Source organism: Aquimarina algicola (assembly GCF_006443095.1).
In the GTDB taxonomy this organism is placed as follows: Bacteria; Bacteroidota; Bacteroidia; order Flavobacteriales; family Flavobacteriaceae; genus Aquimarina; species Aquimarina algicola.
In genome coordinates, this window is record NZ_VFWZ01000008.1 from 119569 (window position 1) to 133718 (window position 14150).

General features: G+C 30.6%; 17 protein-coding genes. 11 read left to right on the top strand and 6 right to left on the bottom strand.

Going from position 1 to position 14150, the window contains the following annotated elements; all coding sequences use genetic code 11:
- Positions 1-210: 210 nt before the first annotated feature.
- On the bottom strand, positions 211-1023 hold the full coding sequence (locus tag FHK87_RS20730) for a glycoside hydrolase family 5 protein (protein WP_140596198.1): 813 nt from the start codon (positions 1021-1023) through the stop codon (positions 211-213).
- An 11-nt stretch (positions 1024-1034) separates the two neighbouring features.
- The gene (locus FHK87_RS20735; protein WP_140596219.1) at positions 1035-1262 is read right to left on the bottom strand and encodes a hypothetical protein; all 228 of its coding nucleotides are present in this window, start codon (positions 1260-1262) and stop codon (positions 1035-1037) included.
- Between the two features lie 378 nt (positions 1263-1640).
- Here FHK87_RS20735 and FHK87_RS20740 point away from each other — a divergent pair, with 378 nt between their 5' ends.
- From FHK87_RS20740 to cysE, 9 genes are all read left to right on the top strand, one after another.
- A complete protein-coding gene (locus tag FHK87_RS20740; RefSeq protein WP_140596222.1) occupies positions 1641-2306 on the top strand; it encodes a hypothetical protein in 666 nt (221 codons plus the stop codon).
- Between the two features lie 138 nt (positions 2307-2444).
- Positions 2445-3209, top strand: a complete 765-nt coding sequence (locus tag FHK87_RS20745; protein ID WP_140596224.1) for a helix-turn-helix domain-containing protein — start codon at positions 2445-2447, stop codon at positions 3207-3209.
- A gap of 83 nt (positions 3210-3292) precedes the next feature.
- Positions 3293-3901 (top strand): DUF417 family protein, encoded by a 609-nt coding sequence (locus FHK87_RS20750; RefSeq protein WP_140596226.1) that lies wholly within the window; start codon positions 3293-3295, stop codon positions 3899-3901.
- 227 nt (positions 3902-4128) lie between these two features.
- Entirely contained in the window at positions 4129-4878 is a 750-nt protein-coding gene (locus FHK87_RS20755) for a hypothetical protein (RefSeq protein WP_140596228.1), read from the top strand.
- A 67-nt stretch (positions 4879-4945) separates the two neighbouring features.
- Entirely contained in the window at positions 4946-5956 is a 1011-nt protein-coding gene (locus tag FHK87_RS20760) for a hypothetical protein (RefSeq protein ID WP_140596230.1), read from the top strand.
- A 178-nt stretch (positions 5957-6134) separates the two neighbouring features.
- Positions 6135-6875 (top strand): YARHG domain-containing protein, encoded by a 741-nt coding sequence (locus tag FHK87_RS20765; RefSeq protein ID WP_140596232.1) that lies wholly within the window; start codon positions 6135-6137, stop codon positions 6873-6875.
- Positions 6876-7075: 200 nt separating this feature from the next.
- Positions 7076-8053, top strand: a complete 978-nt coding sequence (locus FHK87_RS20770; protein WP_140596234.1) for a bifunctional helix-turn-helix transcriptional regulator/GNAT family N-acetyltransferase — start codon at positions 7076-7078, stop codon at positions 8051-8053.
- A 33-nt stretch (positions 8054-8086) separates the two neighbouring features.
- A complete protein-coding gene (locus tag FHK87_RS20775; protein ID WP_140596236.1) occupies positions 8087-9088 on the top strand; it encodes a TolB-like translocation protein in 1002 nt (333 codons plus the stop codon).
- Entirely contained in the window at positions 9085-9804 is a 720-nt protein-coding gene (gene cysE / locus FHK87_RS20780; protein WP_140596238.1) for a serine O-acetyltransferase, read from the top strand. The genes FHK87_RS20775 and cysE overlap by 4 nt, the downstream gene beginning before the upstream one ends.
- 136 nt (positions 9805-9940) lie before the next feature.
- On the opposite strand, the gene FHK87_RS20785 is transcribed toward cysE, so the two are convergent.
- The 4 genes from FHK87_RS20785 to FHK87_RS20800 all read right to left on the bottom strand — a co-directional run bounded on the left by FHK87_RS20785 (position 9941) and on the right by FHK87_RS20800 (position 12380).
- Positions 9941-10339 carry a GlcG/HbpS family heme-binding protein gene (locus FHK87_RS20785; RefSeq protein WP_140596240.1) on the bottom strand — a complete coding sequence of 133 codons (399 nt, stop codon included), beginning with the start codon at positions 10337-10339 and terminating at the stop codon, positions 9941-9943.
- 133 nt (positions 10340-10472) lie between these two features.
- Complete coding sequence (locus FHK87_RS20790; protein WP_140596242.1) at positions 10473-11306, bottom strand: helix-turn-helix domain-containing protein; 834 nt, start codon at positions 11304-11306, stop codon at positions 10473-10475.
- 129 nt (positions 11307-11435) lie between these two features.
- Positions 11436-11963 (bottom strand): DUF4442 domain-containing protein, encoded by a 528-nt coding sequence (locus FHK87_RS20795; protein WP_140596244.1) that lies wholly within the window; start codon positions 11961-11963, stop codon positions 11436-11438.
- A 12-nt stretch (positions 11964-11975) separates the two neighbouring features.
- Positions 11976-12380: a winged helix-turn-helix transcriptional regulator gene (locus FHK87_RS20800; RefSeq protein ID WP_140596246.1), complete on the bottom strand. Its 405-nt coding sequence runs from the start codon at positions 12378-12380 to the stop codon at positions 11976-11978.
- Positions 12381-12732: 352 nt separating this feature from the next.
- On the opposite strand from FHK87_RS20800, the gene FHK87_RS20805 reads away from it, so the two are divergent.
- Complete coding sequence (locus FHK87_RS20805) at positions 12733-13203, top strand: DUF6841 family protein (RefSeq protein WP_140596248.1); 471 nt, start codon at positions 12733-12735, stop codon at positions 13201-13203.
- Between the two features lie 13 nt (positions 13204-13216).
- Positions 13217-14146 (top strand): alpha/beta hydrolase, encoded by a 930-nt coding sequence (locus FHK87_RS20810; RefSeq protein ID WP_226294348.1) that lies wholly within the window; start codon positions 13217-13219, stop codon positions 14144-14146.
- Positions 14147-14150: the final 4 nt, after the last annotated feature.

Genomic DNA, 14150 nt, shown 5'->3' on the forward strand with positions numbered 1-14150 from the left:
TCGCGAAAATATTGAAATGCTTACAATCCTATTTGTTAATTAACAATTCTTTTAGTGTTCTCTTGGTTTTATCTCATTAGCGAATATGACTTTTTAAGGTTCTACGACTAAAAAAGTTTGAATGTTGAGGATCAAGAATTATTGCATAAGAGGCTAACATTGTAAAATATTAGCCTCTTGTGTTTGTTTTGTGAATGAATTAAATCGTGATCACCATTTTTTAATGATCTCTTTTACAAATTCGCCAGTAGGCGTTAATTTGTTTGTTTCTAAGCCATTGATACCTTGACCGGACTGTACTATAGAAGATCCTTCATTTTTATCACTTACACTCCAATTGGCATGGCTCAATTTATTATCCTTAATAAATTTCATCCATTTATTGGTTTCTGCCTGATTAGCATTGCCATTACCATCTGCATTGGTCGCTCCCCATTCTGTTACAAAAAGAGCGATACCTTTGTCGAGGGCTGTTTTAGCTTTATCCCTTAAATTATCATTATGAGTGCCAGCATAAAAATGTAGTGTATATGCTATGTTTTTTTCACTAATAGGATCATTTGCAGCTTCATCAACATTTTGGGAGTAAAAAGGAGTTCCAACAACAATTAAGTTGTCTGAATTTTTTCGGATAGCATTGATGACTGGTTTAGCATAATTTTTTATCGTTGACCATGACTGACCAATAGGCTCATTATATATTTCAAAAATTACATTAGCTTTCTTGCCATGTGCTTTTGCCATCTTCTCAAAGAATTTGGTGGCCTCTGTAGTATATTTTTCTGCTTCGTGAGTATGAAAATCTATAATCACATACACTCCTTTATTCACTGCTGCATCCACGACTGCATTCACTTTTGCTTCTTGTTGATTAGGACTGTCGATATATCCTCTTCCTCCATCCCAGCTTTCTTTTACACCCATAGCTATACGAATGATAGAACTATTCCAATTATCGACCAAAGCATTTACACTTTCTTTAGTATAAAAATCGGTAACATCATTAGCATTACTCCAAAACAGACTGTTTCCAGCTAGACTGACAGCTTTATTTTTTTATTGACAATTTTATTTCCTTGCACTTTCAGACGGCTATGAATATTAACTATATTTTTACCTCCTTTTGTATGTAATTGTTCATCGATACCCTTTGGTTGATCGGTAGGCTGATCTGCTTCAAAAGTTTCTTCATTATCGCAACTGGTAAAGCAGAAAATACTGGCTAAAACCAAAATCAAAAATTGAATTTTAAATCGTTTCATTGTTTTAAATTTTTGTGTTAAATATTATATTGATTAATACTCCGAAGCTATCTAAAAAAAACAAGTGATATATAGAATATATGGTACACAAAATGGTTACAAAACACTATTTTGATGTATACAATTTGTTTACAAATAAAGAATAGTAATACCCACTATATTTTAATATGGAATAGATTACATTGAGGTGCTAATATTTGATTTATTGTCTTTTGAGAATTCTCTACATATCTGGATAGAAGATAATAGACATATCCAGTAAACTTTAATTCTTTTTATTGAAAACAATTATTTAAATAAGGTATTATTACTTTTATATTCAGAAAATACATGATGTATTTATTGTGTGTAAATATGCATGTTGTAAGGAAAAATAAAATGTCTATCCAAAAATTCGGCCAATACCTTTTAGAAATAGAATCACCTAAAATAGGAGATGTGTTAACATTAGATGGAATTGATGGTTTTGATGACCAAACATTATGGAATTTTAAAAGAGGAAATAAAATTCAATTTTTGATAAACCCAAACTCTTCAAAAGATTTGTTGACCCATGAATTCTTGATTACCGAGGTTCTGAAAGACACAAATAGTAATGATTGGGCAAATGTTAGAGTAAAAAAAGTAACTACAATAGGTGAGATTTTTAATAACAAGCCTTTGACGGGCGAAGATGATTTTCAAGCGCTTATAAAGTGGGTAGAAAAAATTTGGGATAAGAGTTGGGAAATGAAACAAAAAATTAAGAACTATATGTATCGCCCACCTCATAATCACTTTCTTACTTTTAATGAATTACATCAAGTTGTTGATAAAACAAGAATAGAATTTGGAAGAAAAAATAGGGGGTTATCAAAGATATATGCCCAAGAGATGAATAATAAGTCAATACGAGTTTTGTCTGTAACAGATAATTGTCCTGAAAGTAGCTTCGTTTATGATATTGATAATGTTGAACATTATAAATCAGCAATCATAAAAATGAAAAAAAGAAATCAATGGGATGATGAAAATAAATTTTGGGAAAATATTATTTCATCTTAAAAAAAGAATTAAGAAATTGATAGTATAACGGTTGTTATGCCTTAAATGGATATGATAACATGTAAATAACTTAATAAATTATATAATTTGTTTTTAATCCATTCTAAATCAGTAGATCACTTTAGAAAAAACTACAGTGTGCCTTTTTATTCTATATTTTTATTAGAACAAGAAAGCGAATTTTCAGTCGATTTTGTAAAATACAAATCAAAAAAGTACTCGATATTATTTTTATCTCCTTACCAGAATTTGAAATGGTTCAAAAGTTCTGCAGAAAGACTTAAACTGATACAGTTTCATGGAGATTTTTACTGTATAGAATATCATAAAAAAGAAGTTGCTTGTAATGGATTATTATTCAATAATATTTATCTACTTCCTTTTATTGAGTTGAATACAATTACATTTGAAGAAATTGTAGGATTTACAAAAAAAATGCAAATAGAATCAGAGTCCGAGAAACGATTTTCGGATTCGGTACTGAAATCATATTTACAACTAATATTGGCAATTTGTAGTAATGAAAAGGATTTACGATTTAATGATACAAAGATTCAACAATTTGATGATCCTTTGATTTTAAAATTCAAAGGATTATTAGAGACGTATTTTGTACAAGAAAGAAGCCCATCGTTTTATTCTGGTCAGTTAGCAATGACGAACTCTACATTTAGCAAAAAGATTAAAGCGCAATTTGGAAGAACACCTACTCAACTTATACAAGAACGTGTAGTATTAGAAGCTAAGAAATTATTGCACCTTACTCATAAATCGATCAAAGAAGTGGCTTTTGAATTAAATTTTGATGATGAATTCTATTTTAGTAAATACTTCAAAAAAGAAGTTGGATTATCGCCAAGTCATTTTCGCGAAAAGGTAGGCATTTCTATTGCTGCAAAATAGTCTATGAGTTAACCAAAAATTTCCATTCCATACCTAGTCTTATTGGCATAATTTTGAGTATCAAAAATATATTCTAAAACATTATGCAAAAAATATATCAAGTAGTTACATCGTATCAAAATACTTTTATCAACTTTCTTAAAATAGCTGTTTTTATTGTTATGGCATGGATTGGTGGGTTAAAAGCATTTCAATATGAAGCGGATGGAATCGTTCCTTTTGTTACCAATAGCCCGTTTATGAGTTTTTTTTATAACAACTCAGGAAAAACTGTAGTAAACAAAGAAGGAAAAACAATAGGAGAGTACATACTTTATAAAAACCCGGAGGGTAAAATTGTGCAACATAATATTGATTGGCATAAAGAAAATGGAACTTATGTGTTTTCGTATGTACTAGGGAGTGTTATTGTGTGTATAGGCATTCTTGTAGTATTGGGAATCTGGTTTCCGAAAATAGGCTTTTGGGGTGGTCTTTTTACGTTTGTAATGTCTGTGGTAACACTTTCTTTTTTAATTACGACCCCAGAGGTTTATGTTCCCAACTTAGGAGGAGATTTTGCTACGCCTAATCATGGATTTCCGTATTTATCAGGAGCGGGTCGTCTGGTTTTAAAAGATGTGATCATGATGTCAGGAGGGTTGATAATAGTATCGGATTGCGCAAAGAAAATACTACAGAAATATGCTTAATGGGTTACTTGAGAATTTCTGGCGACTATTTTTCTTAACTATTAAAATTAAGCCAGAAGATGTCAAGTCTTTACATGCGAAGATACATGTGAGGTTAAAGTTTAGTATTATGTTATTTTGAGTGTCAAAAAACAAAATATATAAAAGTTTGATTTTATCTCAGACTTAAAATATATCTCCTTTTTGGTATATTGTATGCATACATAAATTTGTTACAACGCAATAAAATGAAATTAGGATACACATTTATTCTTCTATTACTCCTTTGTGGATACAAAAGTCAACAGAAACCACTGGTGAGAGAAATTGGGATTGGTATTTTGACAGTCAATACCCAATACGATATCCCCTTGTTTAAAAATTTTGATGATAAAACTCCAATAGATGTTTTAAAATTTAATCATTTGAAATCAGGTAAAACTGCATTCGACTGTAAGGTTTCTCTCAAACCTTATTTGATGTACGAAGGGGATTCTGATGAAGAAGCGAAAGAAAATATTGATCATGGACTGATACGTTTTTTTCCAGAACTTAAGTTTATTGTGATAGAAGAAACCCCGGATTATTTTAGAGTTATTGTTGATGAAGATCAATCTTCAAAATACTATATCAAAAAGAAGTCAGAAGCGACATATTATTTAACGGCAAAAGATTTTTATTACAATAATACCTCAGATAGATACAAGCCTCAATGGTATATTTATGAAACTTGGGAAAGGTATTTAAAACGAGTTGAGTTTATCGAACTAAATGTTATAGAAATTTATGATAAACCAAATGGAAAAATTATTTTTAGCACTGAGCCAGATGGTTTTTTGTCATTTGGAGTAGAAAAAATGGAAGGTGAATGGATTAAACTTAAGAAAGATATGTTGCGAGAGTTTAATTATCCAAAAGGAATTAATTATGAAGGATGGTACCGATGGAAAAAAGGTAATGTATTAAGAATTGCTATAACCGAAGCAACATATGAGTAATATAATTAACGATATCAATATAGTTATTGATTACATGTACTTCTTTTAGAATCAGCAAAAAGTATAAATGAGAATTGTAATATTATTTTTCCTGGTTTTTATTGGCAACATTGTTGCACAAGATAAAGAAGTAATCAGTTACTACGCTAATAAAAATGTTGCTGTCAAAAAAAATGAAAATACTATTTTGTTTTACGATAATTCAGGAAAATTAATTCGATTGATTGACTTAAAAGTCAAGAAGTCTATTTCTTTTGGATTACCGATTGAAGTTAAAAATATTATCTTTTTTGGGAGTTCGAAAAAAATGAGAGGAGATATCGATACTTTTCCCACGTATTTATATACTCACATAAACGAAAATGCAGGAGTAGTGCTGTGTGACAAAATAATATATTATAATGAGTTGGGGTTAAAAGTCGGATATGTAGAAAAATGTCCTGATGATACAGGTGGTGACGATTATCGTTTTGGTAAAGAAAAATTATATCAGTATAATGATTTTGGACAGTTAACCACAATAAAAGGAGATACAATTAGAGCATATGACAATAATGGTCGTATGATACGCTTTTTTAGAAGAAATCATTTTACCGGAAAAATATTTAATATTTATAACTATCACTATACTAACAATAAACTTATCACAAAAGAAAATTTTGATACAGAATATACAGACACTATCTTAAAGAGTATTTCAAAGTACAAGTATGATCATAAAGATCGACTCAAATCAATTAAAAACTTTAATGTGTACAAAGGTAAAGAAGTTTTTCAGTCTAGTTTTTTATTTGATTATAATTCAAAAAACTTAATCGTAAGAGTGAGTAAAAAGAAAAGATATGCTAAAAAAGAGCTGACTTTACTATCATATAAGTATGATAAAAACCTTAAGATACAATACTCATATATTTATCCAAATCAAAAGCTAGAGTACGAGTACGATAAAAAAGGCAATTTAATACAGGTATCAGAAAACGGTAAAATAATAAATACATACAGATATAATGATGTTGGAACACGTATTTATAGTTCTAATGGGTGGAGTGAAAGTACATCGTATTTAGAATATAAGTAGTCTCTAATCAAAAAAATATAATAAAAACGTTTGTCTTGCATGAGCTTTATAGTTTTTAAACGTGTTTGTCGATTAAAGGTAATTTTTGATATTCAATAAGTTTTAAACTTTAGATATAGTGAATTCAATTCTATTTAAAAACATTGTTTTATATTGATCACAATTAGATATCAAAAGAATGAAAAAAGGACTTGTGATCATTGTTTTTATAGTAAGTAATTTGACTACTAGTTTTAGTCAAAATAATGATACAATTTATAAAGCTTATGTATCCGTTCAAAACGAAGAAATTAATTTTTCAAGCCTAAAAAAAATAAAATCTCCAAAAATATCCGACTATCAGGGGAGTTATCATTTTGGAGATTCTGAAGCTGAATCCCAGTTAGAAATAATATATAGTAATGATCAACTATTTGCCCGTACAGAATATAATGATTGGGAAAATAATACATGGGTACTAAAACATCATAGAGAATCTGTTACATATGAAAAAGGTATACTTTATATAGGTGATATCTCCTACCAATTATATGTGTGCGCTGATGATTCTAATCTATTTTTGAAAAAAGGAACAAAAGGCTTAGCTTCTTTCTATAATGAAATAGAAAATGAAAAAGTGTATCATTATTTACAGTTTAATGATGATAGTTTGGTAGAAAAATCGTTTGGGGATTACCCTGAAACAAGTTTTGTAAAACTGTCAGTAAAAGATCTTCAACGTTACTCCAAGAGAGATTTAAAAATTATACGGAATGAAATATTTGCCCGTAATGGCTTTATTTTTAAAAAAGGAGGGGAGATGGAGCGATATTTTTTGCAAAAGAAATGGTACAATTCAATAGAGAAGACAAATACTCCAAGCTTAGATACAATTGAAAACCATAATGTAAACTTGATTCTTAAATTAGAAAAACTATAATACTCATGTACTTTCCAAAAGAATGAGATGAAGAAATTTCCGAAGCAATAGAATTGTATCACCTAGCATAAAAAGAGAAAAACATAGCTATGTAACTTATATGATGTACATAGCATGGATTAAAAAAAACAATAAAAAAATGATTTTTTATAAATAAAATAAATATATTTACGTAATTAGTTACGTAAATAACTTTAGATATGGATTTTTTTGATAAAGCTGGTATTATGACTATCGGCACAAGATTTAGAATGTTGAATGAAAAAATGACCGAAGATGCTAATAAGATTTACCCAATGTATAATGTAGATATGAAACCAAAATGGTTTCCTGTATTTTATATTGTCTCAAAAGAAGGAGAAAAATCGATTACCGAGATCGCAAATCAAATAGGACATTCTCACCCCTCTGTAAGCAAAATAGTTCGTGAGATGATCAATCATAAAGTTTTGTCCGAAAAAAAGGATAAAAATGATGGAAGAAAAAATAATATAAGACTCACTGCAAAAGGAAAACAAATTGCAGACCGAATAGAAGACCAATATGCTGATGTAAAAAAGGCAGTAGCCAAAATATTGGATCAAAGTAAATTCAATATGTGGTATGCCATCGAAGAATTTGAAATGTTACTTGAACAAAAATCGTTACTACAACGAGTTAAAGAAGAAAAGAAATATAGAGAAGCAAAAAAAATACAAATAGTGCCTTACGATCCAAAATATAATGAAAGTTTTAAGAGACTTAATCAGGAATGGATTGAAACATATTTTGAAATGGAAGAAGCTGATCATAAGGCACTAGATAATCCAGAAAAATATATTATTGATAAAGGAGGTAAGATTCTGTTCGCTCTTTATGAAAATGAACCTGTGGGAGTTTGTGCGTTGATAAAAATGGAAAACCATGAGTATGATTTTGAATTAGCAAAAATGGCGGTTTTGCCAAAGATGAAAGGTAAAGGGATAGGATATCTTTTGGGAAAATCTGTAATAGAAGAAGCAAAATCTTTGGGAGCGCAGAAGTTGTATTTAGAAAGTAATACGATTTTAAAACCTGCAATTCAATTATACAAGAAACTAGGTTTTCAAAAAGTAATTGGATTTTTTACCCCTTATGCAAGATGTAATATCCAAATGGGTTTAGAAATAAAAAAAAATATTGATATCAACTATAGGTAATATATGATTTACCTGAATATATAAGATTAAGATATGAGACAATTAGCTACACTTGTAATACTATCAGCTATTCTACTTTCTTGCAATAGTAAAACAACACATAATACACAATCAATTGCTAGTACAAACCATATTGATATATCAGATCAATTACATTACAAACCAGAGATGGTTGGGCCTTATGTAATTTCACGATCTCATTTCGAGGGGCACGCAAGTATTACCCCTGCCGGTGATGAAATCTATTTTGCGGTGTATTCAAATGATCATGCATATAGTACAATTGCATACTCGACAAAAGTTGATGGTGAATGGACAGAACCAGAAATAGCTAGTTTTTCTGGCAAATATAGTGATGGTTCGCCTGCGCTTTCTCCTGATGGAAAAAGACTTTATTTTAGTTCAAGAAGACCAATCAGTCGTAATAATAAGATTAACGCTAGTAATGATATTTGGTATGTAGAGAGAATAAACACCAAAAGTTGGGGGGAACCAATGAGATTACAAGAAGGGATCAACACTGAGTATAACGAGTTTTCGCCCTCTGTAGACAATAAAGGAAATTTATTTTTTTGCTCCAATAGACCAGAAGGTTTTGGTGACTTAGACGTTTATAAGGCAGATTTTAAGGAAAACAATTACCAAACCCCGGTTCTTCTAGACAGTGTGATAAATTCTAAATATCATGAAGGCAATGTTGGGGTCTCTCCAGATGGGAATATGTTATTTGTCATGATACAGCATAAACCAGGAGACTATGGATATGATGATATACATTATTCTATTAAAAAAGAAGGGAAATGGTCACCTGTCCAAAATTTAGGTTCAGATGTGAATACTTATACATATGATTTTTCCCCTAAAGTATCTCCTGATGGAAAAACTCTTTATTTTTCTAGTAGAATTAATCGTGATTTTAGCTCGGTTGATTCAACATATACTTTTGAGTCTTTTACTTCTTATCTTAATTCTCCATTAAATGGTTTGGGCAATATTTATAAAATCGATTTAAATCAATTGAATCTTAAAAAATGAGTAATCTTTGGGAAAAAATTTTAGCAGAGGCCAATGAGTTAGATAATACTATTGCTAGGCTACTTATTAAAAAATATATTGAGAATAGTAATAACCTGCTAGAAGCTGTTTTTAAAATTTTGGTCACTAAACTATCTGACAAAGATTTTGAGATAGGAGATTTGATGTTGCTTTTTAAAGAAAAAATTAAAAATATTGATATCGAAAAAGATCTTAAAGCTTTTTATGAAAGGGATTTTGCTTGTAAAACTTATATCGAAGTCCTTCTTCTATACAGAGGTTTTCATGCATTAGTATTGTATAGACTAGCTCATGAATTATGGAAAAATGATGAATATTTTATGGCTAATTGGTTGAGCAAAAAAACTTGCGAATTGTATAGTGTAGATATACATCCGGCAGCAAAAATAGGGGAAGGTTTGGTTATAGACCACGCAATGGGAGTTGTAATCGGAGAAACATGTGTAATTGGGGATCATGTATTTCTTTTCCATAATGTTACGCTAGGAGGAACCGGTAAATCAGATGGTGATAGACATCCTAAAATAAAGTCTAATGTAGTTATTGGTACTAATGCTACGGTACTAGGAAATATAACAATTGGCGAGCACTCAGTAGTTGCTGCTGGATCAGTTGTATTAAATAACGTACTGCCTTACACTGTGGTGGCAGGAGTTCCGGCAGTGACCAAAGGAAAATCAAAAAAGATACAATAAGAATAGCTAGGTAATATAATGTGATAATAATCAAACTTTGATATAGAAAGTTGAAGTTAAGTTATATAAACAATGCACTTTGATTTACTTCAAAGTGCATTGCTTTTACAAAGAGATTATTATCTTTTAACTATATTTATATAGCACTTGCTCCTGCTTCAGCAACAGCATGGTCATTTTCGACAGAGCTACCACTTACTCCGATAGCACCAATAATAGTACCTTCTGCATCTTTGATAAGAACTCCTCCGGGAAAAGTTATCAACCCATTATTTGAATGTTCAATATTGTACAAAGAACCCCCAGGTTGAGATAATTCACCAATAGCACCGGTATTCATATCAAAAAAACGTGCTGTTTTTGCTTTCTTTATTGCAATATCCAATGATCCTAACCAAGCTCCATCCATACGGGCAAAAGCTACTAGGTTTGCTCCGGCATCTACTACTGCAATATTCATTTTTGTATCTAATGCTGTTGATTTTGATTTTGCCTCTGCGATAATTTTTTCTGCTTGCTCTAGTGTGATATTCATAATAATTTTTTTAATACTGTTTAACAATTACAGTACAAAAATAATGCAGATAAAAATCTAAATATTTATGAGAAAGGTTCAATTAGTTATGAAAAAAGGTCATTTTTTTAATGTGTTTTAGAAATAGAGATTCTTATATATTAGAAGGACTTACACCAAATTTTGTTTTAAAGGCACTGCTAAAATTAGATAAATTGCTGTAGCCAAGATCAAGATAAATGTCTGATGACTTTAAGTTGCCTTTTTCTAATAGTTCTTTAGCCTTTAATAACCGTTTTTCTCGAAGCCATTTCCCTGGGGAAACCTTATACTCTTTTATAAAATGTCGTTTAAAAGTAGAAAGGCTCATATTACACAAAAAAGCAATTTCTTCAAGAGATAGGGTAGAATATACATTTTGTTCAATACTTTTTTTAAAAGATGATACCTCTTCAGTGATCAAGGATAGTAAATAGTCTTCAAAAATGGTCTTATATTTACTAATCAAATACACAAGTAATTCTTCAAATTTTACAGATAATAAACTATTCGATACATCTTGAGGAGCAGATTTTATAGTAGATAACGAATTGAGATAAGAGGTTAGATAAGAATCATTTTCAATAGTAAAATAAGAAGAAGCCTTTTTTGGTGGCCTTTTAAGTTTGATATGCTTATCCAAAAACTGTTTTAGTCTATGTTCTGAAAAGAAAAAAAGTTTACAATAATAGATTTCTTCTTTATCCAGTAGTTCACTCCACAAACAATTTCCTTTTTTTATCAAAATAGATTGTTGACTATCTACAACAACAGATGTGTTTGCAAAATGAACTTCTTTTTTACCTGTTTGCAAGAAGCTAAACATATGCATATTTAAATTGACTTTAGTTTTAATACTTTCTTCAGTCATTTTAAAATCATAGATAAATAGATCTTGTTCATTTTTATCTTTTTGTATATAAATATCAGGTATTTTGTCTATGTGCATCTCTATTTTTATAAGATCGAAAGTAAATTTACTATAAATTAATGTCCTTGTCTTGTCATTTACACATCTTGGTCGGTAGCGTTTGATAATCTGTCAAATTATTAACTACATTAATTGAAACTATGTATTCTACTTTTTATTTTTAGCTTTTAGTTTTTCTTTGTAATAAGATTTACTTGCAATATAAATTACTTTCTTTACTTCACAGTATACATTTTTATCATCTTTATCCTTTAGAAGTGTAGTTTTTAAAATTTCAATTTCATTTTCATCGGCTACTTTCTGCTTTATGATCTCTAATTCTTCTGTAGAATACGTAAAAGAAGCATAAAGGTTAGTTTTGGCTGGTCTTTTAAAGGAAATTTCTGCTGATTTATCCCAAACCACATAATCATTACCTATTAAATTGATTAATTGGACCATAGGAATAGGATCAACGGCAGAAAACATGCTGCCACCAAAAATAGAGTTAACGTAGTTTTTATTCTTATAGCTTAAAGGAAGTTTAATCTGTATTTTTAATAAGTCTTCTGAAACATAGGTTATTCTACCCGTACTTCTTCTATACATGGGAGAGAGATTAAAACCATATTTGAATAAGGTTTTTTTCTTGAAGAATTTTGTTCCGATTTCAGCTATTTTTTGATAAAACGACATAAGAGTAGGTTTTTAGGGGTTTTGATATTTAGACAATACTTGTTCTCTGTTATCTTTTAATTGCTCTGCAAAAAGTTTAGACTCTTCAGAAATATGATCGTTGAGGTATTTATTTGACCAACAAACAAATTCGGCTAAAATAGGAGCTAAATCTCGCCCTTTTTGAGTTAGGTGATAAAGAAATACCTTTTTGTTTGTAGGGTGTTTACTTTTAGTAAGAAAACCTGATTTTTCTAACTTTGAAAGCCTATCTGCCAAGCGAGCAGAGGAAATGTTTTCACTTGATTGTGAAAAATCTTTAAATGTTCGTTCGCTGTGATACAATAAGTCTCTTACGATCAATAAAGACCACTTATCACCAAATAAATCAAGTCCGGAACTTATCGGACATTGAGATCTGAATATTTTTTCTACCATATATTGCTTTCGTTTTGAAAGTTATTTTTATATTTACTTTCATTTCGGAAGTAAATTTAACAAGAATTTAGTAATTCCTAAGTATTATACAATAAATGAACAAAATTGTTGCAACAATAATTAAGATTTATAACACTATAGTTGCAATACCTATCTGTATATTTTAGGATTTTATTTCAAAATGTAGTTTTTGTGATCAAAAAGCTCATACTATCAGTTTTCAATACAAATACTATTAAATGACTTGTTGCATTGAAAGAATAGGAGTGAAAGCCAATTCGTAAAGTGATTTTTTTAGAGATAAACATCACCTTTCATGACGTAACAATTAAATATTCAAAAAATTTTAAAAATGAGTTTCAATTTAGAAAGTACAAGAAAAGAGATTTCAGAGTGGTTTTTTAAAACATACTTTAATCATTGGGTAGAAGTAGGATCAGGTAAACGTAAAGAAGGTCCTGAGTTTATCTTACAATATTGGGGCACTCCCTTGTATGCAACAGTTGATAATCCTCCAATAGCAGAATGGATGATGACAGGAGAAGAGATTGTAGGGTTTTTAGAGCTGCAACATAAGCTTTTGAAAGAAGGAGGGTACTCGCATACACATGTGCCGGATAAAAAAATTATAGTGTATAATGACAATGGTGGAGCTATTGAGGTTATTTGGTCACGAAGAGCTGCTGATCAGACAGAACTACAACGCTATGTAGCGCATTTTGAAATCATAAAAATAGATGGAGTCTGGAAAGTAGTAGGAATACAATCCAGAAATACTTCAATTGAAAAAGATGAAGACTCAATCAATAAAGCTTGGACTTAAAAAAGAAAAAATCATGACTGAAGACAATTTAAAACCGGCAGAATACGCTCCGTTAATCATGCCTGAAAATGTAATAAGTGAAAAAATCACGATTTGGAGTCTTGGCGTAGCACTTGATGCTGATATTTATCGACCAAAACATATTGAAAAAGATGCAAAACTTCCAGCTGTAGTAACGAGTCATGGCCTCGGAGGGGATAAACATACAGCAGAGCGTTATGCTGCTTCTTTTGCTTCTAAAGGAATAATCGCAATTACTTTTACGGTAAATTCATGGAGAGGTTCTAAAGGAATGCTTCTGCCGGCAGAAGAAATCCCTGCATTAGATGCAAATAATGAGACAACAATGAAGGTGCGCATGGTTCGAGAACTTGTAGATCCTATCGATTGGATACAAAACTTCTGTTCTGCAGTAGACTATCTTCGAGGAGAACCCAATGTAGATCCCGATCGTATAGGTGCTTGGGGGTCTAGTTTTGGAGGAGGAATAGCTCTCGGGGCTGCATCTTTGGATGATAGAATCAAAGCACTTTCTATTCAAGTACCTATGGCTTCTAATTTTCCTGAAAAATTTATTCCTATAATGAATCAACGCGCTATTGAGATTGCTCGTGGAAAAATCGCTCCTATTCCGCAAGGTACCGATGCATTTCCTTTTGAAAATACTCCAAACTATGGGACACCACATTTTGCCCGTATGATACAACATCGACCTACCGAATATCTTACAAAAATCAATATCCCCACATTGATTATAGATGCAGGTAATGAAGAGATGATGAATATTCGTGAAAATGGTGGCGCAGCTTATGAATATCTTAAAAATAAAGGCGTAGAGACTTATTACGAAGTTATTCCTGATATTACACATTATGGAATCTATTTTGAGGGATATGAGAGAGGTAAGCAACTTGCTCTAGACTGGTTTTTAAAACACCTGTAATACT

Bases quoted from the DNA above. Each gene is read 5' to 3' on its own strand.
- FHK87_RS20795 (WP_140596244.1), bottom strand. From the start codon at position 11,963: ATGTCGTTTTATCAAAAAATAGCTGAAATCGGAACAAAATTCTTCAAG.
- FHK87_RS20740 (WP_140596222.1), top strand. From the start codon at position 1,641: ATGTCTATCCAAAAATTCGGCCAATACCTTTTAGAAATAGAATCACCT.
- cysE (WP_140596238.1), top strand. From the start codon at position 9,085: ATGAGTAATCTTTGGGAAAAAATTTTAGCAGAGGCCAATGAGTTAGAT.
- FHK87_RS20750 (WP_140596226.1), top strand. From the start codon at position 3,293: ATGCAAAAAATATATCAAGTAGTTACATCGTATCAAAATACTTTTATC.
- FHK87_RS20790 (WP_140596242.1), bottom strand. From the start codon at position 11,306: ATGCACATAGACAAAATACCTGATATTTATATACAAAAAGATAAAAAT.
- FHK87_RS20805 (WP_140596248.1), top strand. From the start codon at position 12,733: ATGAGTTTCAATTTAGAAAGTACAAGAAAAGAGATTTCAGAGTGGTTT.
- FHK87_RS20765 (WP_140596232.1), top strand. From the start codon at position 6,135: ATGAAAAAAGGACTTGTGATCATTGTTTTTATAGTAAGTAATTTGACT.
- FHK87_RS20735 (WP_140596219.1), bottom strand. From the start codon at position 1,262: ATGAAACGATTTAAAATTCAATTTTTGATTTTGGTTTTAGCCAGTATT.
- FHK87_RS20800 (WP_140596246.1), bottom strand. From the start codon at position 12,380: ATGGTAGAAAAAATATTCAGATCTCAATGTCCGATAAGTTCCGGACTT.
- FHK87_RS20785 (WP_140596240.1), bottom strand. From the start codon at position 10,339: ATGAATATCACACTAGAGCAAGCAGAAAAAATTATCGCAGAGGCAAAA.
- FHK87_RS20755 (WP_140596228.1), top strand. From the start codon at position 4,129: ATGAAATTAGGATACACATTTATTCTTCTATTACTCCTTTGTGGATAC.
- FHK87_RS20775 (WP_140596236.1), top strand. From the start codon at position 8,087: ATGAGACAATTAGCTACACTTGTAATACTATCAGCTATTCTACTTTCT.
- FHK87_RS20770 (WP_140596234.1), top strand. From the start codon at position 7,076: ATGGATTTTTTTGATAAAGCTGGTATTATGACTATCGGCACAAGATTT.
- FHK87_RS20760 (WP_140596230.1), top strand. From the start codon at position 4,946: ATGAGAATTGTAATATTATTTTTCCTGGTTTTTATTGGCAACATTGTT.
- FHK87_RS20810 (WP_226294348.1), top strand. From the start codon at position 13,217: ATGACTGAAGACAATTTAAAACCGGCAGAATACGCTCCGTTAATCATG.